Consider the following 20,864-nt stretch of genomic DNA (forward strand, 5'->3'; position numbering starts at 1 on the left):
GTCTTGCCGCCCGGACCCTCGGCGGCCGGGGGCCGTCCGGGCTACCGGGGTCGACGGGCCGCTCTCCGGGTGACCGCCGCGCACACCGTGGTGGTCAGCGCCAGGCCGACCGGCAGCACCAGCGCCGCCGACCAGGCGCCCAGACCGTGCTCGGGGATGACGTAGGAGCCCCAGGGTGCTCGGGCCGCGTCCACGCGTTCCCCGGGGTGGCCGTCGTGGCGCAGCGATATCCGCGCCCCTGCGTCCGTGCGGGCCTCGCACTGGACGTAGCCGTTCTTCCCGGCTGCTCGTGTCTCGCAAGCCGTCACGACGACGCTCTGCGCGCCGCCGAGCGGGGCCACCCGGGCGAGGCCGAGAAGCAGCGCGACAGCCGTCGCTCCCGCGCACAGCAACGTCAGCAGCCCCCACATGAGCGTCGTCGACCGCCGCCTGTTCCCACCCCTGCGCATGATCCGAAGCTAGCGACCGGCCGAGGCGGCTTCAAGGGGAATGACGGGGGCGGCCGGCCGGACCGCCCACCGTCCGGCGCGCGTCGAATCGGCGCCGGAATGCATTTCTGGAACGGGAGATTCCTCCTCTCTGTACGGTCCATCGGTGTACGAAGTTGGCCGAGAACGCTCTCTCGTTGCACCTGTCATGAGCGCATAGATTTGGGGCCGCCCCGCGAAGCGTCGGGGTCCGGGTTTCATGTTTGACCACGTAGCAAGGGAGAGCAGATGAGCCTGTCCATGCGCCGTTCCCTCGGTGTCGCCGCCGCTGCCGCGGCCGCGTTGGTCGCCACGAGTGCACCCGCCCTGGCCGCCACCACCAGGGCCGAGAGCGCGACGATCAACCGCACGGACTGCAACCGGAACGACTACCTCGAAATCCACAACAATGGCGGCCGTGAGACGCTCTGCTTCGCGAACGCCGGCGAGGTGCCCGTCGCCATCTACGGCGTGAACTGGGTGGAGTCGGGAAACAATGCGGTGACCTTCCAGTTCCAGCGGAATCTCAATGACCCCCGGCTGGAAACCGTGACGCTCAGCAAGTGGAGCCAGTGGAGCCCCGGCCAGGCGTCCATCCACAAGATCATCTGGATCAAGATCTACTGACGGTCCGAGCGGGAGCACCCACCCGGGCGGAGCGGGGCGGACGACTCCCCCCGCTCCGCCCTGCCGGCCGCGCCCCGCGGCGGGACCGGCGGAATCGGTCGAAGAACCCGTATAGGTCCCTCGCCGACGGGACCTTTCGGTGAGCACGGGCCGGCACGGGGAGGACCTCGCCCCGTACGACACCGTCGGGTCCCGGCCGGAGGACCTGGGCGGAGGCGACGCCTGACGGCGGTCTCCGCCCCTCAGGTACGCCTCAGGCCTCCGCCGCGCGGCGGACGCTCCGGGCCACCAGGACGGCGGCGAGGGTGCAGGCCGCGGCGGGGAGGAGCATCGCCACGGCCGGCGAGCCGTCGTCGGCGCGGGCACCGGCCCCGAGGAAGGCGCCCGTCGCCGCGACGCCGAGGGTCGCGCCGACCTGGCGGACGGCGTTGAGCAGGCCGCCGGCCGCGCCGGCGGTGCCCTCGGGGGCGGTGTCCATCACGGCGGTGACCAGTGCCGGCAGGGCGAACGAGACGCCGAAGCCGGCGAGCAGCAGGCCCACCGCCAGCAGCGCGTACGGGGTGCCGGCCGACACCGCCGCGGCGAACACCGCGCAGCCCGCGGCGAGCAGCGCCAGCCCGCCCAGGACCGGCCGCCACGGGCCGACCCGGGCGACGATGCGCCCGGTGAGCAGGGGGTTGAAGCCGGGCGGCAGGGTCATCGGCAGGAACGCCAGCCCCGCCACGGTCGGGGACAGCCCCAGCGTCTGCTGCAGGACCAGCGGCAGCACGAAGAGCACCCCGACCATCGCGAAGTTGACCGCGGCTCCGGCGAGCAGGAGCGTCGGCACCCCACGGGTGCGCAGCAGCGCCGGCTGCAGCACCGGGGCCGGGCTGCGCCGCTCGCGGGCGGCGAAGACGATCCCGGCGGCCCACGTTCCGGCGGCGGCGCAGCCCGCGTGCGTCCACGCGCCGGAGCCCGAGGCGATCAGCGCGTCGGTGAGGAGGGCGAGCGTCGCGCAGGCCGCCAGCTGGGTCCACCAGTCGATGCGCCGCGCGCCCCGCGGGCAGTGCACGGCCGGTCCGGCCACCAGCGCCAGCACCAGGGCCGCCAGCGGGACGTTCACCAGGAAGACTGCCCGCCAGCCGGAGAGGTCGACCAGGACCCCGCCGGCCATCGGCCCGAAGGCCATCGCGCAGCCGCTGACCGCGGCCCAGACCGCCATCGCGCGGGCCCGCTCCCGGGATGCCGGGTAGAGACGGGCGATGACCGCGGTGCCGGCCGGGACGGAGAGCGCGGCGGCGGCGCCCAGGACGGCGCGCAGCAGCACCAGCGTCCGGAGATCGGGTGCGAACGCGGCGAGCAGCGAGCCGGCGCCGAACGCGGCGATACCGAACCGGAAGGCCCGGTGGGCACCGAACCGGTCGGCTACGGCGCCCGCCGAGAGCAGCAGTGCGCCGAAGGCGACGCTGTACCCGGTGACGGCCCACTGGAGGCCGGCCGTCGAGCTGCCGAGCGATCCGGCGAGGTCGGGTTCGGCCACGGAGAGCACGGTGGTGTCCAGCAGGACCATGAAGTAGCCGAGGGCGACGCCGAGCAGGCCGCGGGCGCGTCCCGGGGGCCGGGTCGGCGAGATCGGCGGGGTGGGGGCAAGGGCTGCGGTCATCGGGGATCTCCGGGAGCAGAGGAGGAGTGGACGGGGGCGACGGCCCACTCTGCTCGGGCGCCACCGCCCGCTCCACCGCCCGGGCCTCACGCACCGTTCGGGGAATCCGAATGCCCTTACGATGGGCCGGTCGAGGAGGAGGGGAACGTGGAGCTTCGCCAGTTGCGCGTGTTCGAGGCGGTGGTGGCCCACCGCACGGTCACCGCCGCGGCCGCCGCCCTCGACCTCGCGCCGTCCTCGGTGTCGGAACAGATCCGCGTGCTGGAGCGGAGTCTGGGCGTCGCCCTCTTCGACCGGGCACCGCGCGGGATGACCCTGACCCCGGCGGGGCAGCGGCTGCTGCCGTGGTCCCGGAGCCTGCTCGACCAGGCCGAACAGGCCCGCCGGGAGGTCTCCGCCGCCCGCTTCGTGCTGCGCCTCGGCGCGTTGGAGACCATCGCGGCCACCCACGTACCGGCCGTCCTGGCCCGCCTCGCCGAACGCCGGCCCGACCTGGACGTCGCCCTCCACACCGACGCCGCCCGCGACGGCCTGCTCGGCGGGGTCGCCGCCGGGGCGCTGGAGGCGGCACTGATCCTGGACACGGCGGGTCCGCTCGGCGAACTCGGCTTCCACCTGCCGCCCGCGCCGCTGGACCACCTCGACCTGGAGGACGTCCCGCTGGTCCTCGTCGCCGCCCCCGCGCACCCGCTCGTCGTCGCCACCGGCGAGCCCGGGACCGGCCCGCTGACCCGTGCCGACCTCCGCGGCCAGCGGCTCCTGGTGAACACCCCCGCCTGCTCCTTCTGGCTCGCCGGCGAGCGCCTGCTCGGCCACGCGGTGGAGCGCGTCCGCACCGGCGGGGTCGCCGTCACCCGTGCCTGTGCCGAGCAGGGGCTCGGGATCGCACTGCTCCCCGAGTTCGCCGTCCGGGCCGAGCTCGCGGCCGGCTCGTTGGTTCGACTCCCTCTGGTGGCGAAGGAGTTGCAGCTCCACCTGCGCCTGGTCTGGCGGTCGGACCGGGAGTCCGTCCCGGGCCTGCGCGAGGTCCTCTACGCCGCGGCGGTGTGACGGCGTGACGGCGTGACGGCGTGACGGCGCGGCGGTGTGACGGCGTGACGGCGCGGCGGTGTGACGGCGCGGCGTCGGGCGGCCGTCGCCGTGGATCGTGCGCTTCGTCAGAAAACCCGCCACAGCGCGCACGCGAACACCGCCGTCACCCACGTCCACAGCACCGAGAAGCCGACGTGGCCCAGGGTGCGCAGGGTGTCGCCGCGCCAGAGCCGGGGCGAGAACACGGTGAACTGGAAGAGCCAGCGGGCGCCCCAGAACACCGTCTGGCCGGCCAGCAGCGCGGTGCCGAGCGGGGTGCCCGCGAGGAGTTCGCGGCCCAGGAAGAGCGGCAGCAGGCCCAGCAGGACGCAGGTCAGCCCGATGAAGAACAGGTGCGCATAGGAGACCTGGCGGGTCATCAGGCTGGTCCCGGCCAGGTCGGAGGGCCAGTCGATCACCCGGGGCAGCAGCGCGTGGAACAGCCCGAGGCCCACCAGTGCGGCGCTGACCAGCCGTAGGTGGAGCTCCACGTCGAGGAGGTCCAGGGATCCGTTCACGCCCCGGCCCTCCGGAAGGCGAAGGCGGTGACCAGACCGGCGATCCGCCGCTCCGCCGCCGGCCGCAGGCCCGCCTCGGCGGCGTGCGCCAGCCAGGTGGCACGCGGCAGGAAGTGCCAGGCGCCCGGGCCGTAGACGGCGGTGTTGGCGGCGTCGCGCAGGTGCTCGACCAGGACGAGCGAACCGCCCGGCCGCAGCACCCGCGCCACTTCGGCGAACAGCGCGGTGCGATCCGCCGGTCTGCGCAGCTCGTGCGCGGCGAACACGGCGAGCACCGAGTCCTGCGAACCGGACGCCGCCGGCAGCGCCCCGGGGCGGCCGGGCAGGCTGCCGGGCGTCGGCGGGACCCGGCGGCGCGCGCGACGGATCGAGCCCGTGGTCGTCAGGGCCGGGTCGTAGAGGTCGGCGATCCGCTGCGGGGCGGCGGGGTGGCGCGAGGCGATCGGGCGGCTCGCCTCGTCGAGGCCGGTGGAGACCACGAGGTGGCGGCCGGGGCCGTCCGGGAGGAGCTCGTCGAGCCAGGCGTAGCCGTGGAGCTCGGAGCGGTCGTAGACGCACCACGTCGCGGCGGTGCCGGCGACGAGCAGCCCGCCGGCGGCGAGCACGCCGGCCCGCGCGAGCAGGGCGGCCGGGGGCGGCAACCGTCGGGCCAGCGCCCAGCCGCCGGCGGCGGTGAGCACACCGGCGGCGTAGAGCGGCCAGTTGTAGCGGATCACCTCGGCCACGCCGGAGGGGCGATGGGCGAGGGCGAGCCCGGTGACCGGGGCTTCGGCCGGGGTGGCGGTCCCGGCCGGGGCGGCGGTTTCACCCGGCGTGGTCCCGGCCGGGGCGCCGGCCGGTCGGTGGGTGCTGCTCATCGGAGGCTCCCGTCGAGGGCGCGGCGGCTGCCCGCCAGCCAGCCGTAGTCGAGGTCGGCGACGTGGAACGCGTTGGCGAGCACCGGCCGGCTGCCGGCCAGCGGCCCGTGGTCGAAGAAGGTCAGCCGCGGCACCTCCACCGCGACCGGTACCGGCTCCCAGCGGGCACGCTCGGCCTTGACGACGATCATCGAGCGGGTCCGGGGCTCGTACTCGAAGGTGTAGGGCAGCGGGCCGGCGAACCGGCGCGCGGCCCGGGCATCGGCGAACGGACTGCCGGGCGGCAGCGGCGCCGGACCGTCGGCGAGTTCGGCCCGGACGTGGAGATCGGCCCGGCCGTCGACACTGACCACCTTGAACTCCAGGGTCCGCCCGACGACCCGGCTGCCGATCCGGGCGAGCCGGTAGTGGTAGCGGGAGAAGAGGTTGCCGCCCGCCACCATCACCCGGCTGCCGGTGTCGCTGCGCAGTATGCGCAGGCCGCGCATGGTGCGGCCGCCGGGGGTGGGGAAGCGCGTAAAGACCCGGTAGCCGGTGAGGACGGTGTCCACACCGAACGCGGCCGGCAACCCGGTCGGGCGCAGGCTGCGGGTGTCCACCAGGGCGGCCGCGACGAAGCCGTGCTCGGTGCCCTCCGGATCGGTGTAGGTGTCCAGCCGGAGCGCCGGCGGGACGAGCGGCGCCAGCTGCTCGGGCGGCAGCGCGTAGGTGAGCACGAGCGAGTGCGCGAAGTGGGTGCGCATCGGGAAGGGGTGGCGTTGCAGCAGGTGTCGCACGGTCATGATCTCCGGTTCGCGGTGCGGGAGACGGCGGGTGAGGCGAGGAGCCCGGCGTCGGGGATGGCGGGCGGCCCGTCGGGGACGACGGGGGAGCCGGCGCGGCCGGTGTTCACAGGCGGACCACCCGGACCACGCCCCAGAGCAGCGAGCGGTCCTCCGCGGCGACGCCCGGGCCGGACGGCCCCGGCTCGCGGATGCTGCGCAGCACGGCGACCCCGCCGGGTCGCACGGCATGGCGGACGGCGGCGCGCAGCCGTCGTGCGAAGGCGGGGCCGGGCCCGTCCAGCACGTTGGAGAGGGTGACCGCGTCGTAGTGGCCGGCGGGGGACCGCTCCAGGTGCTCCACCACGTCCGCCAGGAGCAGCCGCACGAACGGGACGGTTCCGGCGGTGTCGACCTCCGGCCCGGGGGAGGGCGGGTCGGTCCAGGGCTGCTCACGGCCGAGCAGCAGTCGCCACGCCCAGGGGTTGGGGGCGTTGGCATGCCGGGCGAACCCGCGGGCGAGCCGGGCCCGCAGCACGGCGTCGAAGCGGTGCGGAACGACGCAGCGGAACGCCGGCCGGAGTCCGACGGCCAGCGCCCCGGCAGGTCGCAGCGCGGCGGTGAGCAGCAGCCGGAGGCCTGGTCCGTCGAGGGTGCGGCGCCAGTGCTCGCCCTGCGCGGCGAGGTCGTCGAGACGCAGGAAGCGTTCCAGCTCGGACGTGCGCCAGGCGGGCAGCAACGCGCCGGCGGTGGCGCGTCCGGCGGAGAGGAGCCGTTCGGCCGCCCCGGCGACGGCAGGGGCGCCGTAGTGGAGGCGGGCGCGGGCGTAGTCGAGCTGGGCGGGGTTGAGGTCGACGGCCGTCACCTGGTGGCCGGCGGCGGCCAGGGTGGCGGCGGTGTCCCCGGCCGAGGCGATGCAGAGCACCCGGGCACCGGCGCCGGGCGCGGGGAAGGCGGCCAGTTCGACCGCCGGGTCCTCGTACATCCGGCCGAACAGGATGCGCGGGCAGCGGGGTTGGACGGCCAGCAGTCGGCCCTCGGCCCACGGGGTGGCCGGCCGGGCGGTGGCGGTGGCGCTCATACGGCGGCCGCCCCGGTGCGGGCGGGTGCGGCGGCGCCGGCGGTGCCGTCGCTGCCTTCGGGCGCGGAGGCGCCGTCGGGTGCGGCGGCGCCGGCGGTGGCAGGGGCGCCGGCGGTGGCAGGGGTGCCGGCGGTGCGCCCGGCGGCGGCTGCGTGCCGGTCGGCCGGGGCGCTGCGTGCGGTGGCGACCGTCCAGACCAGGGCGAGGAAGACGAGGTCCTGGACGACCAGTCGGCCCGGCTCGGGGATCCGGTCGGCGCCGACGAGCAGCCCGCCGGTGTTGAAGACGAGCACCAGCGCGGTCTGCACCAGTGCCGCGACCCGCGGCAGGTATCCGCTCAGCACCCAGGCTCCGACGCCCAGTTCCGCGAGCCCGATGCCGATCAGCAGCACGTGGGCGGCGGCGTCCGGAAGCAGGGGCAGGCTTTCGACGATGGCCCGCTGGTCGGCGCGGCCGGGGAAGATCTTGCACCAGAGGCCCTCGTACCCCCACATCAGCGCAACGGCGAAGGTGGCGCAGCGGCTCTGCCAGGGTGTCGGCACGGCGGACGGTCCTTTCTGCCGCCGCCCGGACGGGACGTGCGCCGGGGCGCGGCGGAGCACGGCGGGGCAGGCCGGAGCCCGTGATCGGGGCCGGTCGTCTCCGCTCCCGCCCATCATGGCGCACAGCTTTGAACATGTTCAACTTTGCCCTCCCCGTGTCGTGACACGGGCCGTGGAACCGCGGGTGCAGGGGCTTCGTACGCCTTCGCAGGGGCGGCGGTACTACGCTGGCGGCGCCGACTACTGGGGAGCGTCCGGGAACGTGTTCGTGAAGATCTGCGGTCTGAGCACCGCTGCCGATGTCGCCGCAGCCGTCGCGGCCGGTGCCGACGCGCTCGGGTTCGTGCTCACCGAGAGCCCGCGCCGGGTGCAACCGGGGCTGGCGCGGGAACTGGTGGCAGCCGTGCCCGAGAACGTACTGACGGTGGCCGTGTTCCGGGAGGAGCCGGCCGAGTGCGTGAGGGCGGCGGTGCGTGCTGCGGGGGTGAAGGCCGTGCAGCTTCACGGGAACCATCCGGCGGCCGCGTTCGCCGAGCTGTCCGACCTGGGACTGCCGCTGATCCGCGCCACGTCGGCGGCGAAGGCGGCCGGGGCGGACTGCGGGGATCTCGGCGAGGACCTGCTGCTGCTCGACGCGCCGGTGCCGGGGGCGGGGGAGCCGTGGGACTGGGCCGAGCTGGGGGCGAAGCCGCCGGCCGGGAAGTGGCTGCTGGCGGGCGGGCTGAACCCGGCGAACGTCGGTGCGGCGATCGCGGCCGCAAGCCCGTGGGGCGTGGACGTCTCCAGCGGGGTCGAGAGCCGGCGCGGGGTCAAGGACCCGGCTCTGATCACGGCGTTCCTCCAGGCCGCCAAGTCCGCCTGAGCGCACGGAGCGCAAGGGGCCCGCGGATGCGGACCAAGCGGGCCGCTGCCGTCCGGGCCCATCTCGGGCTGCCCGCAGTCACCTCGGCGGCCGTCGGCCGACAGGCCCGGGCGGTCTCCGAGCCGACCCCGCGGTGGACCGGCGCTCCCAGGTGGGTGCCGCACCGCCAGGCCGTTGCGAAGTCAGAGCGAGGCCGGCCGGGCCGACCCGCACTACGGAGGGGCGGCGGTGGCTCAGTCGAACCGGATGTGCTTGGCCCCTGTCCAGGCCCGGCGAAGGCGCCCGCGCAGCGCGCCTTCGGTGTTCGGGGCGAGCGTCAACCCGGACGAGCCGGCGATGTGGTCGGCGACCTGGGGGATCGTGAGGTGATCGGTCCACAGGTGCTCGGCGAACTCGGCCTCGCGCAGGCGCTCCAGGCACACGTCGAGCTTCGACAGGGCGAAGCTCTCCCGGCGCAAGGGGGCGTCCTTCCCGGCGACGATCCGCACGGCCTGCCCGAAGCCACGCTCGCGCAGCCGTCGCAGCACCGTCCCGCGCTCGGCCAGCAGCGCGAAGTGCCGAACGTCGTGGCCGCGCTCCCGCAGTCGACCGACGGTCTCGCGGAAGTACGCCGGTTCCACCACCGTCATCGGCGCGATCACCACGCCGTCGTGCCCGGCGAGGGTGCGGTCCAGCACCTCGAAGACGCCCTGCCGCCACGCGGGAAGGTCCTGGAAGTCCCCGCGCAGCGGTGCGGGCGTCATCCGGTGCAGACCGAAACCCACGTGCTCGGGGTCGCAGATCACACTGCCGGCAAGGCGCCGCTGGATCTCGTGCGCGGTCTGGGTCTTCCCGCCGCCGAAGGGGCCGTTGATCCACAAGAGCATGCACGGAATCTACTGCGGCGGTGCGGCGAACGAAATGGAGTGACCGGCTTCTCCGCGAATGCGCCACGCCCGGCCGGTTTGTCCCCGGTCGGGCGCGGTTCGGGCGAGTTCCGGTCGGTTCCGCGGCGTGCCCCGGTCCCGCGGCCGACCGGCCGACCGGCCGACCGGCCGACCGGCCGACCGGCCGGCCGACGTCAGGCGTCAGGGTTCGTGCCCTGCTGTACCTTCTTGATCCGGTCCGCCTCCAGTGCGATGAACTGCTGCAGCGTCTTGTGGTCGCGCTCGTCCTCGTCCAGCTCGATCAGGGCCACGACCGTGCCGATCCGCATCGCCATGGCCGAGGCGACCGCCCCGGTCGGGGCGTCACTGGACTCGGTGGGCCGCTCGAAGCCCTGCGACTGCTCTGCGGCCGCCTTCAGGGTGATCCGGCGCGCGTTCCGGTCGTCCTTCTCCAGCGACGTCACCATCGCCTCGAAGACGGGGCCCGCGTGCTCCGGGGTGTCGAAGGTCAGCAGGGTGAACCGGATGTCGTTGTCGGGGTTGGAGGCCAGCTCGTACCGGACGGTGCCGCCCAGCTGGATGCCGGAACAGCTGATGGACAGCTTCTTCCGGCAGTCGCTGGAGACCTCGCCCTGCACGATGACCTTCGGCGGCTTCGCACCGGGGGCGAGCCGCCACCCCGAGGGGAGCGAGGCCGGGCTCGGCAACGCGTCCATCACCTGGTCCGGCTGGGACAGCACCACCGTGGCCCGGAACGCGGCCCCGCCGTCGCCCGAGCCGCACGCAGCCGTTCCGAAGGCGAGCGCGCCGGCGGCCCCCACCAGCGCGAGATTCCGCCCGTGTCGCATCAACCCGTCCATCGTGGTCCCCCGTTTCGCTCTTCACCGCGAAGATCATCAGCGGATATCAAATCACATGATCATTGGTCCTTCTGGCTGGCCGTCAGCGGGCCGGGAGGTGGTCCCGATGGGGTCCGGAGCGGGTCGGCTGCACGCTCGGGGGCAGGTGGGGGAGCCGTTCCGGCGCCGCACGCCGCCGGCCCCCTGCGTGCGGCGGTACCGTCCGACACCGCCGGCCCGGACGAGGAACCGACGAGGCCGGTCATCGCGTCACCGCCGACGCCGGGCCGAAGGTGCCGGCAAGGCTGGTCAGGACGGAGCCGGACCAGTCGCTCTCCCCGAAGACGTCGACCGGCATGGCGAGCACGCCGTACTCGCGCTGGAGCGTCTGCGCCGGAATGTCGACCGGGAAGAAGTAGTTGCCCGGACAGGTCCGGCTCGCCTCAGGGATCGCCGCGAGCAACTCGTCCGGCAACCGTTCGAACAGCCGCCCGGCCCGCGCGGCCAGTTCGTCGGCGACCTGCCCAGGCAGGTCGCGGTGTTCGGCCAGCAGGCGGTCGGCGAGCCTCAGCTGTGCCGGTGACGGCGGATCCGCCCGGAACGCTTCGGCCAGCTCGGCCTCCGCCGGTCCCAGCAGGACCACGCCGAACGTGCGGGGCCACAGCCACCCCTTGGTGACCGAATGCAGCAGGACCGCACGACCGGTGTCCAGCAACCGGCGGGTACCGGCATCGAAGGGCGCTCCCAGGTCGTAGACGCTGTCGACCAGCAGGCGGCGGTGCGGCGATTCCTGCAGCCACGAAACCACCGCGTCGCACTCGGCATCGGAGAGGTACCGGCCGAGCGGCTTGCTGGGGTTGGCGAGCAGCAGGTATTCGGGCCGGTCGTCCGCAGGCGACCTCGGGAGGACCGGCGCCGGCAGCGTCGGGTAGGACGCCGGTGCCAGGCCCGCAGCACGAGCCAGCTCGAAGTAGACCGGGTACACGTCGCTCGGCAGCCACAGCCGCGCCTGCACGGCGTGCAGCCGGCGGAACACCAGACCGAGCCCGTGCCGGACCCCTCGGCAGACCATGGCGCGGCCGGCCCGGTCCTCCGGCAGCTCGAAGCGGTGCAGCCAGGCACGGGCGAGATCGCACCGGTGCACCGTGCTCGTGTCGGTCGGTGGTTCCGGTCGCATCGGAGCAAGCGCCCGGTACACGTTGGTCTCGGCGGCGTCCAGGAGCGACGGGGAGGCACCGAGTTGCCGCTGCCGGAATTCCTGGAACTCGTCGAACCTCATGCCGCCGCCCCTTCCGGAACGATCTCGCTGGCCCGGTCCTCCAGGGAGGCGTAGCAGCGCCCGTCGGCCAGGACGTTCCAGCTGCGTGCGATCCCGCTGGTGCGTTCCCAGAGCAGGCTGGGCTCGGTGTAGGCGGCGATCCGCATCGGCCGGCCGTCCCAGCTCCCGCGGTAGACCGGAGCGCCCCAGGGGAGGCGGCTCGCCAGCTCGAAGCCGTTCCGCTCGGCGAAGCCGGTCACGACGGACAGCGAAACCTGGTGCTCGCGGCTCCAGAGATTGGCGGCCCGGTCGAAGTAGAGCGACTCGGTGCTGGTGGAGACGTAGAGCTCCTTGAAGCACACCTCCTCGACACCGAGAGCCGCGGCCCAGGAGAGGTAGTCCGCGACGCCGGCCGCGTCGGCCACGCCGCCGTGCTGGAGCACGCAGATCAGCCGCATCCGCAGGCCCGGCCAGCGGTCACGCTCCGCGCGCCAGGTGTCGACCACGGAGCTCACCGGCGTGCGCAGCATCATCAGCCGCTCGCTGACGGTGTCGTCCTGGTGGTGGCGGGAGACCGCCAATACGCTCAGGCCTGCGGCGCCCAGGGCTGCGAGTCGGCCGGCCCGGTCGGCGTGCTCGCCCTTCGCCAGGGTGTGCGCGTTGGTGATCAGGAGGACCTTCGGGAAGGCCTCCGAGCAGGCGGACACCAGCCGCAGCTGCTGTTCGAAGGGTATGAGCGTGGGCTCGCCGCCCCCGGTGATCACCGCACGCTCGGCACCCGCCGCACGGGCGCGCTCCAGCCAGTGGCTGACCGCGTCCCACGGGACTCGCGCCGGCGCCTGGTCGCTGGAGATGGAAGCCGACGAGAAGCAGAACGAACACCGGGCCTGGCAGGCGGAGGCGACCGGCAGCACCGAGAGCGAGCGCGGTCGCAGGTCGGCGTAGCGCTGCAGCGTCGACCCGTGCAGGTTCAGGGAGGCCGCCATCGCATCCTCGACGGTTGTCGGGCGCAGAACGAACTCCTCGCCCGCCCGGTCGAGCTCGTGGACCGCTGACAACCGGATGCGGGCCTCGTGCCATTCCATGCCGAGGCCGGTCGACGCGTTGGGCACCAGCTCGTCGGGGTCCACCGTGGTCTCCAGCACCAGCAGCCGGTCCCCCGGAATGGCGAGACGGTCGAGCAACCGTCGCGCCTTGCCGATGCCGATCCCCAGCTCCGCACGGGTCAGGAGGTGGAACCGGTCGGGATGGGTACTCTCCGGAATTCCCGCCTTGCCGTAAGCGAATGCGTACTTGTCGAAGCCCCTGGCGAAATTCGACAGCACGATGACGTGGAAACGCTGGTCGCTGTGGTTCATCCCGTCATCATGCACGAGCGTGCCCCGGACGACGGGGCCGAGTGCAGGCGGAACGCGCTCTCCCGGCCCGATCCGATCCGCCGTCAACCACACCGGCCGCCGGGCGTCACGGACCGGTGCGCGGCGCGTCAGCGCCCTCGCTCGCTCCTGCCCCGCCGATCCGGCCGGAACGCCGCCCTGCGCAGGACGCCGCCGTCCGGCCCCGCTCCAACACCCCGGGCGCGGGTGCGTGCACTCGTGCCGTCGGGCAGTGAGTCTGGGTGGGTGAGCATCATGAGCGAGGATCCGGTGAGTCCTGATCAGGTCTATGCGGCCCTGGTGGCGCTGAGGAGGGAGCCGGTCCTCGATCCGGAGCTCTGGCCGGACGGGCCCCAGCAGGACGACCTGCGGCGCCTGCTCGGCGTACTGCTGGCGGTGGTGGAGCTGGAGATCGCCGCCAGCACCCGGCCGGGAAGCGACCGGGACCCGGACGTCGCCGAGGTGCTGCTCGGATGGAACGACCAGGTGGGGGTGGCCCCCGGGTTGTTCGCCAACGTGATGGCCGGCCGGCTGCAGCGCACCGCCCTGCAGCTCATGGGCATCGACGAGGGCGGCGAGGACGGTCAGACCTCGCCGGGCCGCCTGGCGTCGTCCATGGCCGTGGTCGCCGCGGCGGACACCCTGGACGCAGACCTCCACCTCCGGTCCGGTGACGTCGAACGGGTCCGAGAGGCCCTGGGCCGGGCGGAGGTGTCCGTCATCGAGATCCAGCAGGCCATGCACGACCTGCGCGTGGCCATCGGCGACGCGCAGGAGGAGTGATCGCGGTGTCCGGCGTTGAACCCCGGACGAACGGGGGCCGAAAGCCGCATCGAGCTTCCCCCCGCACGACGAGCTCGACGCTGCGCCCTCCCGATGACAGCGGCTTCCTCGTCCCTGAGTACGACCTGCCGCGGTTTCGACCGGACCGGGCCTGTGCCGGCTGAACCGGCACCATCCACACCCGGTGTCCGCGCGGTTGAAGCGCCTCGGACTGCGACACCGCGACCGGTTCCGTCGCCGAGTCCCCCGGAGGGCTTCGGCGGGCGCCCATCGGCTCCCCGGTGGACGCACGTCCACGGGCAAGCTGCTGCTGCGCATCACCGGCTGACCGCGGATACCGTCACGACACGGGACCGAGTGAAGTCCGATGGGAGTCCGACGCCATGCCGAACGAGGAAGTCGACGGCGATCCGCTGCGTCGCAGGCTGACCACCATGGTCGAGCGGTTGCGGCAGGAGCTCGACGGGGTCGCCGAGATCGAGGAACGGGACGACGGGTGGTTCTGGGACGTCTCGGTCCGTCCTGAGAGCGCGGGCCCGCTCGGCTTCTCCTGGCTGGTCCCGGGCGACTCCGCGGACATCGTGTTCGCGGTCGAAGCCGGGGGCGTGAGCTGGGAACTCGGCCGGTCCGTAGAGCAAGTGGACCTCATGGCGGCAATGGTCGACGCGCTTCTGGCGGGCCGCGCCACGGCGGTCTTCGGCCGCGGGAGGTGTGAGGTGACGGTGACCCTGGCCGACGGCACCGAGCAGGTGCAGAGCAACCGTGATCTCCCCACCGGCTGCCTGCCCCTGCCCGGGTGGTCGCGGCGGGGGCGACGTATCGACTACGAGCCCTACGGGCCGTCAGTCCACCGGCGTCCTGGCCGATGACTGACCGGCCCCCGTTCGTCTCCGGCCCCTTCGGTGATGGCCGACATCACCCCCACCGTCGCCTCCGAGGTTCCGATCCCGCGCTGCCGCGTCCTCCCAGCCCATCGACGACCACGCGGACCGGGTGGTGGAGCCGCGCCTGGCCGGGCACTCCGTTCGGCTGTCATGGGCGGGTGGCAGGCTGCTACCGGACAGGTTCGCGGCAAGGCGGAGGGTGCCTACGTGGCGACGGCGAGTGAGATCTGGCGGCTGCTGCAGCAGGACGAGCTGGTCGGGGAGATCGTGATCGAGGGTGGCGACTTCCCGTGGTTGTCGGGTCGCTTCGTGGCGACCCCGGCGTTCGCCGCTTGGAAGGCCTTGTTCGATCGGGAGCTCGCGCTCCTCGAGGAAGAGGACTGGGACCAGTGGGAGCGGGTCGTCGATGAGATCAACAGCAAGCTGATCCTGGCCGCGCCGGTGGGTCCCGTTGCCGAATTCCTGCTTCACGTCGACGGCGGCCAGGCCTGGTTTCGCTGGAGTGACGAGCCTTTCGAGTAACCCCTCACCAGCCGGGAAGGGCTTGATCGTCTCGGTGAGGGCCATGAGGCCTCGATCGTCGAGACGTCCGCCGGCGGCAACTGCCGGGTGAGCGCTACGGTGACAAGGTTGCCCAGCAGCGCTTCCTCGTGGTCGGGTGGTCCGATGCCGGCTCGATGCGCGGTCGCCTGACTAGCAAGCAGCAGTCCGGGGGGCGTCGGTCGGCGGCCTCCGTTCCCGACCGGCTGCAGCGTTGTCACCGATGGTGGCGGCGAGGGCAGGATTCGAACCTGCGTCCACCCGGAAGTCAGAGCCGGGCGCTCCTCCGCAGAGCTTCCTCGCCGCCACCGTGATCATCGCGAGGCCCGCCGCCGGCGGTCAACCGATTATGGGGCGACCGCGGCCGGCGACCCCGCGGTCAGGCCCACTCCTCGGTGGCGGCCCGCTTGGCCTTGCCCGAGAAGAGCCCGGCCGACCGCAACGCGCTCGCCATCAGCGGATCGCCGACGGCGACACCGTGCACCAGTTCCGGTGTCCGCCGGAAGGCGACGGCCCGGACCTCCGGCCTGGCGGTGGTCCAAGCCCCGGCCACCGGATCCACCTTGTGGCGGGCGCAGACCTGCTCGACCAGGGAACGCGGGCACTGCTCGTCGCCCCGCAGCACCTCCCAGGGCAGGGGCAGCTCCGCCCAGACGTAGGTGTCCGGATGCAGCCCGCCGTGCGTCCTGCGATGCCAGTTGGCGACGTCGGCCGCCATCAGGCGGGGCACCTTGCCGGGGCAGAACCGGTCCAGGATGTGCTCCTCGCCCAATTCGGCCACCAGCGCGAACCAGTGGGCCCGCGCGGTGTTCCACGCCTGCGCAGCCTGGTTCCACGTCGACGAGTCGTTGCCGCGGCGCACGATCATCGTGCTGCGTTCCAACGGCTGCCGGTTCCAGGCATCCTCCAGCAGGCCGGCGACTTCTCGCAGCACGCCGTTCCAGCGGACCAGCAACCGGGCGAGGTCCTGGTCTGACACGTGGGCCAGCACGTCGGCCCTCGGGTGTACGTGAGCGACCGCGTACCAACCGGTCAGCTCCGGCCGGCTCTGCAGCCTGCGGAACAGCGCCTCGGCGACCTCGTCGTAGACCTGGCGCTGTCGCCCGTCGGTGAAGACGCTCCGCATGTAGCCGCGCGCGGTGACGTACGCGATGAAGGCCGCCGTGTCAACGTCTGCGGCGAACAGCTCGTACGGCATGTCGTGGGCGAGCGCGCCCTTGCCGGTCATGACGATCTCGCGCCGGCGCTGTTCGTGGACCAGCCGCGCCAGCTTGGCCTCCATGCGCCGCAGCAGCCTGAAGCGTTTGTTGTACTGGCGCTTGGAGATCTCGCCGAAGCCTGCCTCCGCACGCCCTGCCCGGTCGAGACGGTTCATGCCGAAGTCGTTCTGCCCGTACGCGCGGCCGATCTCCTCGCCTGCGCGCCGGATGACCTCCTCGATCCGGGCCGGATCGTCCCCGGCGCTGTCCGGGAGCTCCGGTACGCCCTCGAACAGCTCCGCGGCCCGGCCGAGTTGGCGCTGCGCACCGACCGGGCGCGCGAACTCCTCCCGCATGGACGTGTAGCCGTGCCAGAGGTTGCGCAGTGAGTGCTCGGCGGCCTTGGCGAGGGCGCCCCGGGTCTGCGGGTCGAGTTCGATGCCGGCGGCGGCGTACACGTCCTGGAGGAGCCGGGCCACGTCTTCCGGGCGCTTGCGAAGGCTGAGTGTGGCGTGCAGTTCGCGGAGCAGCTGTTCGACAGCGGTGGACGGCATGGCGCCCACCCTGTCATCGGCCCGCCCGCGGCTCCACCGGTTATCCGGCGACACATCCGTGGCAGCAGGGGGAATCAGGGTAGACCGAAAGGCGGTCCCCCGCGTCGCTCGCTCCGATGACGGCGAGGCGGTGCCCGAGGCTCAGCAGGCTGTGCCTCGTCGCCGCGTCGGCTCAGCGCTCTTCTGACTGCCCGCCAAGGTCTGCAGCCCCTGGCGGGGTGCGGACGAGTGCCGTCGGATCCGCTCGAACGCCGACCGGTCCCGGTATAGCGATGACCTCGACTGAGGAAGCTCGTTGTGCCACACATGAAGCACACTGACCGGTTCCTCACCGGGGCGACCGCCGCGGTCGTGGCCCTGAGCGTGGCCTCCGTCTCCCCGGCGCACGCGGCCGATGGCTACGACCGTTGCCCGGTCGGGTACTACTGCATGTTCTCGGGTCTCGACGGAACCGGCTCCATGATCAAGCTGACGGGGAACACTCCCGATCTCAAGCCGCTCAGCATGGACGACCAGGCCGAGTCGGACTGGAACCGGACGTCCTCCACCATCCACCTGAACGCCCACCTCGCGACGTTCACCGCCGCACCGTCGCCCTGCCCGTCAGGGCATCGGCCGTGCCGGACACGGCGTTCCGGAGCCGGAGGACCGCCGCCTCTAGGAGTCTGATGAAGATCTTGAAAACGTGCCTGACTTGCACCAGTTCGACCTGATTGACATTTACTGGCAATCTGGGGCGAACCGGGCGCCCAAGCCAAGATCTTCAGGAGACTCCTAGGCGAATTCGAGGGGCGGTCTTCCGGGTTTCCTCAGGGTGCGGGGAGCGTAACCCGGGCCGCTGACACTGATACTGCTGGCAAGTTCCCGGTGGTCGTGGCTCCGCCACTCACTGACGCCCTGGATCGGCCCCGGCGTGGCCCGGCGCGGTGCGGCCTGCGGGATCGTCCGCTGTCGGGGGAGCAGCCGCGAGGTACCCGGACCGGACGTGGCGCCGTGCGGTGCGCGCGACGGGTGACCACCTGCCCATGTCGTCTCCGGGTGGCCCCGGCACACCGGTGAGACCGCCAGGTGATATCTGTGTGCCGTGCACCTGACGATCACCCTGTTCTCCCGGCGCGTCCTGCCCGCCCTCGTCTCCGCCGTGTTGTTGGCCGGCTGCAGCGGCTCGGTGAGCGAGGACGCAGCGACCGTGCCGGACCCGGCCGGCGGCCCGGCGCGGCCCGTCGGGACAGCCGGGGGCACAATCGGGGTGTGAGCGAGGAATTCGTCGACCTGGGGTCCGTCACGACGCCGTCTGGAGTGCTCGTCCTGGGCATGGCGTCGTGGATCGACCACTGGCCGGAGCTGGGGCTGCCTCTGTCGGAGCGTGCGAGGGCCGCTGTGGCGTCCGGTGGAGGCCACTTGTGGGAGCAGGAGTGCGAGGCGGTCGCCGTCGCGGCGGCCGGCGACCGGCCTCTGCGGGTCCGGGCGAGGACGGCTCCCTCCTGGTACACCGACGAGCCGACGATCTCGCTGCTCGAGGTCGAACTCGCTCTGCCGTGGACGGGGGAGGGCAACGCTCCGATCCCCCTCGGGGATCTTCCGGTCGACCGGGGTGGCATGGTCCTGGGGGACGGCTCGGGGCTCGACGCCTGGACCGGTATCGACGGTGAACCCGCGGACGGCCTTGCGGATGTCACCTACTGGGGGCTTCACGCGGACGACGCGCACGCACGCTTCGGCGGGCAGCGGATCACCATGCACGGTGCGCAGGGCGGGCCCTGGGGCCGGCTCGACCTGCCGGTGGTCCAGGCGGAGGCGCTTGCCGCCGAGATCGAGGCCTGGCGGGGCGGCCTCCGCGGTGAAGGCATGGCCGTCTCGGTCGACAAGCACACCGACCGGTACGCCTTCCAGCGAGCCGGGTGGCACCATCCCCTGATGGTCGGAGCGATCGAGGTCGGCGGATGCCGGGTGCTCGGCATCGACTGGGAGCCGGCCGATCATTCGATGAGCCACCACGGCGAACGGGCGCTCGGCCAGGTCTACCCGGTGACGCTCGAAGCCGACGGGTCGGGCGGGACGGTGCTGCGGTGGACGATCCGGCCCGAAGACGCCGACGAGGAGGACGGCTACCGCTGAGCCCGGACGGCCCGAGATGCGGCCTGCCATGTCCCGAACGGACCTGCAGGCCCCGTGCGCTGGGGGCTGCAGTGGTGCCCTGCTGGGTTCGATCCGGGCCGCGGTCGCGTTGCGGGACGGGCCGTTGGGCTGCAGACGGCGGACCTGGTCGCGGTCATCGTTGCCGATGGGCTCGCGCACGGTCGCCACCTCCTGGTGTGCAGGTGTACTACACGTCGAATTCTCTAGGGGGAATTACTGATCCAAGGTCATACACCACGAACTACCGATGTAGCTTCCGGTATCGGCCTGATAGCGGAAGTCATGTCACGGAAGTTCTGGTCGTTTGCCTTCGATTGCCGAATTGTAGAAGGTCGTGTCCAGCTCCTTCCTGGGGGTAAGCAGGCTGAATGATCTTGGAACCCTGAGAGGCACTCGTTCTGGGTGCCTCGGGAGCCCTGGCTTACTGTCAGACTGGTCGCGGAGCGGCGCCGCCCATCACTCAGACGCGAGGGAAGGGTGCTCAGTGGGAGAGGTTGAACGGCGGCGGCCTGGTGTGCCGTCAGGGGGAGGTTGGACGCCGGCGGATGTGATCGAGTTGACGCGCTCGGCGCTGGCGGCTGGGGTGATGGTCGTGATCCTCGTGCGGCATCCGCAGCTCGATGCGGCTGCGATGACGTTGCTCGGCACGGGGTTTGCGGCGATCGCGGTTCCGGTGCGGCGTAGTGGTCGACGGTAGGAGCGAAACACGATCCCACATCGGGCCGCTGCGGCAGTTCGCCCTGGCGAACTCGAATCACTCGAACCACACGGTTCAGAGCCGCGCGCTGCACGTCCAGGGCGATGGCGCAACGCCACGGCCCGCCGCTCCGACGAACCCGCTGCCCAGCGCTGCGAGCGCGCCCGGAGCCGTAGCGCGAATGTCGTCCGTTGGAGAAGCCCGCCGCTCCACGACTCGTGCCTGACGCGGAGGGAGGTTCGTGTGGTCAGAGCGCCGGTGACTTCGGCAACGCGTCGAACATGTCGCGGAGTTCGGTGGCATCGATTTCCATCTGCAGGTGACACACACGTGGTCGTCATCGTGGGAGTCAGATGTACGTGGAACGCGAAGCCGTCTTGGACGGGTTCGGTCGGGAGTTTTGGGCAGGCCCCGGTACGCCTGGTCACTTCCGGCCGCGGGCTCCGGCGGGCCGCCCGGTGTGACGGGCGGCTCGCCGGTTCGCCTCAGCCTGCTGCGCGGCGCACGAGGTCGGCGATGCGGGTCTCGTCGGCGGCGGTCAGTTCGGTCAGGGCGTAGGAGGTCGGCCAGAGGGTGCCCTCGTCGAGGTGGGCCTGGTCGCTGAAACCGAGTGTGGCGTAGCGGGACTTGAACTTCCGGGCGTCCTGGAAGAAGCAGACGACCTTGCCGTCGCGGGCATAGGCGGGCATGCCGTACCAGAGCTTCGCGTCGAGGTCGGGCGCGGCGGACTGCACGATCGCGTGGATCCGTTCGGCCAGGGCCCGGTCCGCGGGCTCCATCTCGGCGATCTTCTCCAGGACGGCGGCCGCGTCGGCGGCGGCCTTCTCGGCGCGCGATCCGCGCCGTGACGACGTCTTCAGTTCCTGAGCGCGCTGCTTCATCGCAGCGCGCTCCTCCTCCGTGAAGCCGTCGTGCGTCGCGTCGCCGGCGGTGGCGCTCTCGGAGGTCGTCCGGGTGCTGCGCATGGTGGTGCTCCTCATCTGCGTCGGGGCGGTCGGTGGTTCGGGTGCCCGGGTCCGGCCGGAGGGGCCGGAAGCGGCGGTAGGTACGCTCAGGCGATCCGGCGGCCGGCGCGCGTCAGGTCGCGGCCGGCCAGTTCGTCGGCCTCGCGCCAGGCCTGGATGCGGCGGGGCTCGCTGTGGGGGGTGACGTGGCCGTCATGCTGGCTCCTGGGGAGGTCGGGCGGTGTCGGTCGGGGTCGTGCGGTGTCGGGCCGGGCGGGGCGGCCGATGTGCTCCGGGCGCCCGTCCCCTTCGCCGTGGTCACAGCCTCTCCCATCCGGGCACGGCGCACATCCG

General features: G+C 72.8%; 22 protein-coding genes, 1 tRNA gene and 1 pseudogene. 10 read left to right on the forward strand and 14 right to left on the reverse strand.

The window, feature by feature from the left end:
• Positions 1–41 precede the first annotated feature (41 nt).
• The gene (locus MCM47_RS06895; protein WP_238859504.1) at positions 42–449 is read right to left on the reverse strand and encodes a hypothetical protein; all 408 of its coding nucleotides are present in this window, start codon (positions 447–449) and stop codon (positions 42–44) included.
• Between the two features lie 267 nt (positions 450–716).
• Here MCM47_RS06895 and MCM47_RS06900 point away from each other — a divergent pair, with 267 nt between their 5' ends.
• The gene (locus tag MCM47_RS06900; RefSeq protein ID WP_238859505.1) at positions 717–1,094 is read left to right on the forward strand and encodes a beta/gamma crystallin domain-containing protein; all 378 of its coding nucleotides are present in this window, start codon (positions 717–719) and stop codon (positions 1,092–1,094) included.
• 253 nt (positions 1,095–1,347) lie between these two features.
• Here MCM47_RS06900 and MCM47_RS06905 read toward each other — a convergent pair whose 3' ends face one another.
• Entirely contained in the window at positions 1,348–2,739 is a 1,392-nt protein-coding gene (locus MCM47_RS06905; RefSeq protein WP_238859506.1) for an MFS transporter, read from the reverse strand.
• Between the two features lie 147 nt (positions 2,740–2,886).
• Here MCM47_RS06905 and MCM47_RS06910 point away from each other — a divergent pair, with 147 nt between their 5' ends.
• A complete protein-coding gene (locus MCM47_RS06910) occupies positions 2,887–3,789 on the forward strand; it encodes a LysR family transcriptional regulator (protein WP_238859507.1) in 903 nt (300 codons plus the stop codon).
• Positions 3,790–3,896: 107 nt separating this feature from the next.
• Here MCM47_RS06910 and MCM47_RS06915 read toward each other — a convergent pair whose 3' ends face one another.
• The 5 genes from MCM47_RS06915 to MCM47_RS42515 form a co-directional block, all read right to left on the reverse strand.
• Positions 3,897–4,328: a hypothetical protein gene (locus MCM47_RS06915; RefSeq protein ID WP_238859508.1), complete on the reverse strand. Its 432-nt coding sequence runs from the start codon at positions 4,326–4,328 to the stop codon at positions 3,897–3,899.
• On the reverse strand, positions 4,325–5,185 hold the full coding sequence (locus MCM47_RS06920) for a class I SAM-dependent methyltransferase (RefSeq protein ID WP_238859509.1): 861 nt from the start codon (positions 5,183–5,185) through the stop codon (positions 4,325–4,327). Before MCM47_RS06920 ends, MCM47_RS06915 begins: the two co-directional genes overlap by 4 nt.
• Positions 5,182–5,967, reverse strand: a complete 786-nt coding sequence (locus MCM47_RS06925; protein ID WP_238859512.1) for a DUF2071 domain-containing protein — start codon at positions 5,965–5,967, stop codon at positions 5,182–5,184. Before MCM47_RS06925 ends, MCM47_RS06920 begins: the two co-directional genes overlap by 4 nt.
• A 106-nt stretch (positions 5,968–6,073) precedes the next feature.
• A complete protein-coding gene (locus MCM47_RS06930) occupies positions 6,074–7,027 on the reverse strand; it encodes a DUF3419 family protein (RefSeq protein ID WP_238859513.1) in 954 nt (317 codons plus the stop codon).
• Positions 7,024–7,569 (reverse strand): DoxX-like family protein, encoded by a 546-nt coding sequence (locus MCM47_RS42515; protein WP_308222294.1) that lies wholly within the window; start codon positions 7,567–7,569, stop codon positions 7,024–7,026. The genes MCM47_RS06930 and MCM47_RS42515 overlap by 4 nt, the downstream gene beginning before the upstream one ends.
• A 262-nt stretch (positions 7,570–7,831) precedes the next feature.
• On the opposite strand from MCM47_RS42515, the gene MCM47_RS06940 reads away from it, so the two are divergent.
• A complete protein-coding gene (locus MCM47_RS06940; protein WP_238859515.1) occupies positions 7,832–8,431 on the forward strand; it encodes a phosphoribosylanthranilate isomerase in 600 nt (199 codons plus the stop codon).
• Positions 8,432–8,664: 233 nt separating this feature from the next.
• On the opposite strand, the gene MCM47_RS06945 is transcribed toward MCM47_RS06940, so the two are convergent.
• The 4 genes from MCM47_RS06945 to MCM47_RS06960 all read right to left on the reverse strand — a co-directional run bounded on the left by MCM47_RS06945 (position 8,665) and on the right by MCM47_RS06960 (position 12,752).
• Positions 8,665–9,297 (reverse strand): AAA family ATPase, encoded by a 633-nt coding sequence (locus tag MCM47_RS06945; protein WP_238859518.1) that lies wholly within the window; start codon positions 9,295–9,297, stop codon positions 8,665–8,667.
• A 194-nt stretch (positions 9,298–9,491) separates the two neighbouring features.
• Positions 9,492–10,145 carry a hypothetical protein gene (locus tag MCM47_RS06950; RefSeq protein ID WP_238859520.1) on the reverse strand — a complete coding sequence of 218 codons (654 nt, stop codon included), beginning with the start codon at positions 10,143–10,145 and terminating at the stop codon, positions 9,492–9,494.
• Between the two features lie 253 nt (positions 10,146–10,398).
• Positions 10,399–11,415 carry an aminotransferase class I/II-fold pyridoxal phosphate-dependent enzyme gene (locus tag MCM47_RS06955; RefSeq protein ID WP_238859522.1) on the reverse strand — a complete coding sequence of 339 codons (1,017 nt, stop codon included), beginning with the start codon at positions 11,413–11,415 and terminating at the stop codon, positions 10,399–10,401.
• Positions 11,412–12,752: a radical SAM protein gene (locus MCM47_RS06960; protein ID WP_238859524.1), complete on the reverse strand. Its 1,341-nt coding sequence runs from the start codon at positions 12,750–12,752 to the stop codon at positions 11,412–11,414. Before MCM47_RS06960 ends, MCM47_RS06955 begins: the two co-directional genes overlap by 4 nt.
• Before the next feature lie 273 nt (positions 12,753–13,025).
• On the opposite strand from MCM47_RS06960, the gene MCM47_RS06965 reads away from it, so the two are divergent.
• The 3 genes from MCM47_RS06965 to MCM47_RS06975 all read left to right on the forward strand — a co-directional run bounded on the left by MCM47_RS06965 (position 13,026) and on the right by MCM47_RS06975 (position 14,959).
• Positions 13,026–13,553 (forward strand): hypothetical protein, encoded by a 528-nt coding sequence (locus MCM47_RS06965; RefSeq protein ID WP_238859527.1) that lies wholly within the window; start codon positions 13,026–13,028, stop codon positions 13,551–13,553.
• Between the two features lie 383 nt (positions 13,554–13,936).
• A complete protein-coding gene (locus MCM47_RS06970) occupies positions 13,937–14,422 on the forward strand; it encodes a hypothetical protein (RefSeq protein WP_238859529.1) in 486 nt (161 codons plus the stop codon).
• Between the two features lie 165 nt (positions 14,423–14,587).
• Positions 14,588–14,959 (forward strand): hypothetical protein, encoded by a 372-nt coding sequence (locus tag MCM47_RS06975; protein WP_238859530.1) that lies wholly within the window; start codon positions 14,588–14,590, stop codon positions 14,957–14,959.
• Between the two features lie 245 nt (positions 14,960–15,204).
• Here the strand turns inward: MCM47_RS06975 and MCM47_RS06980 are convergent.
• Together MCM47_RS06980 and MCM47_RS06985 are read right to left on the reverse strand one after the other, a co-directional pair.
• Positions 15,205–15,281: transfer RNA gene (locus MCM47_RS06980), tRNA-Gln, on the reverse strand.
• 75 nt (positions 15,282–15,356) lie between these two features.
• Positions 15,357–16,730 carry a hypothetical protein gene (locus MCM47_RS06985; RefSeq protein ID WP_238859531.1) on the reverse strand — a complete coding sequence of 458 codons (1,374 nt, stop codon included), beginning with the start codon at positions 16,728–16,730 and terminating at the stop codon, positions 15,357–15,359.
• A gap of 306 nt (positions 16,731–17,036) precedes the next feature.
• Between MCM47_RS06985 and MCM47_RS06990 the strand changes: the two genes are divergently transcribed.
• From MCM47_RS06990 to MCM47_RS07005, 4 genes and pseudogenes are all read left to right on the forward strand, one after another.
• Positions 17,037–17,399, forward strand: a complete 363-nt coding sequence (locus MCM47_RS06990; protein WP_238859532.1) for a peptidase inhibitor family I36 protein — start codon at positions 17,037–17,039, stop codon at positions 17,397–17,399.
• 582 nt (positions 17,400–17,981) lie between these two features.
• Positions 17,982–18,848 (forward strand): hypothetical protein, encoded by an 867-nt coding sequence (locus tag MCM47_RS06995; protein ID WP_238859533.1) that lies wholly within the window; start codon positions 17,982–17,984, stop codon positions 18,846–18,848.
• Between the two features lie 568 nt (positions 18,849–19,416).
• Positions 19,417–19,566 (forward strand): hypothetical protein, encoded by a 150-nt coding sequence (locus tag MCM47_RS07000; RefSeq protein ID WP_238859534.1) that lies wholly within the window; start codon positions 19,417–19,419, stop codon positions 19,564–19,566.
• Positions 19,567–19,579: 13 nt separating this feature from the next.
• Positions 19,580–19,761, forward strand: a pseudogene (locus tag MCM47_RS07005) (IS630 family transposase); the annotation flags it as partial.
• A gap of 290 nt (positions 19,762–20,051) precedes the next feature.
• On the opposite strand, the gene MCM47_RS07010 reads toward MCM47_RS07005, so the two are convergent.
• Positions 20,052–20,531 carry an iron chaperone gene (locus MCM47_RS07010; protein ID WP_238859535.1) on the reverse strand — a complete coding sequence of 160 codons (480 nt, stop codon included), beginning with the start codon at positions 20,529–20,531 and terminating at the stop codon, positions 20,052–20,054.
• Positions 20,532–20,864 lie beyond the last annotated feature (333 nt).

The organism is Kitasatospora sp. A2-31, assembly GCF_022288725.1.
Classification (GTDB): Bacteria; Actinomycetota; Actinomycetes; order Streptomycetales; family Streptomycetaceae; genus Kitasatospora.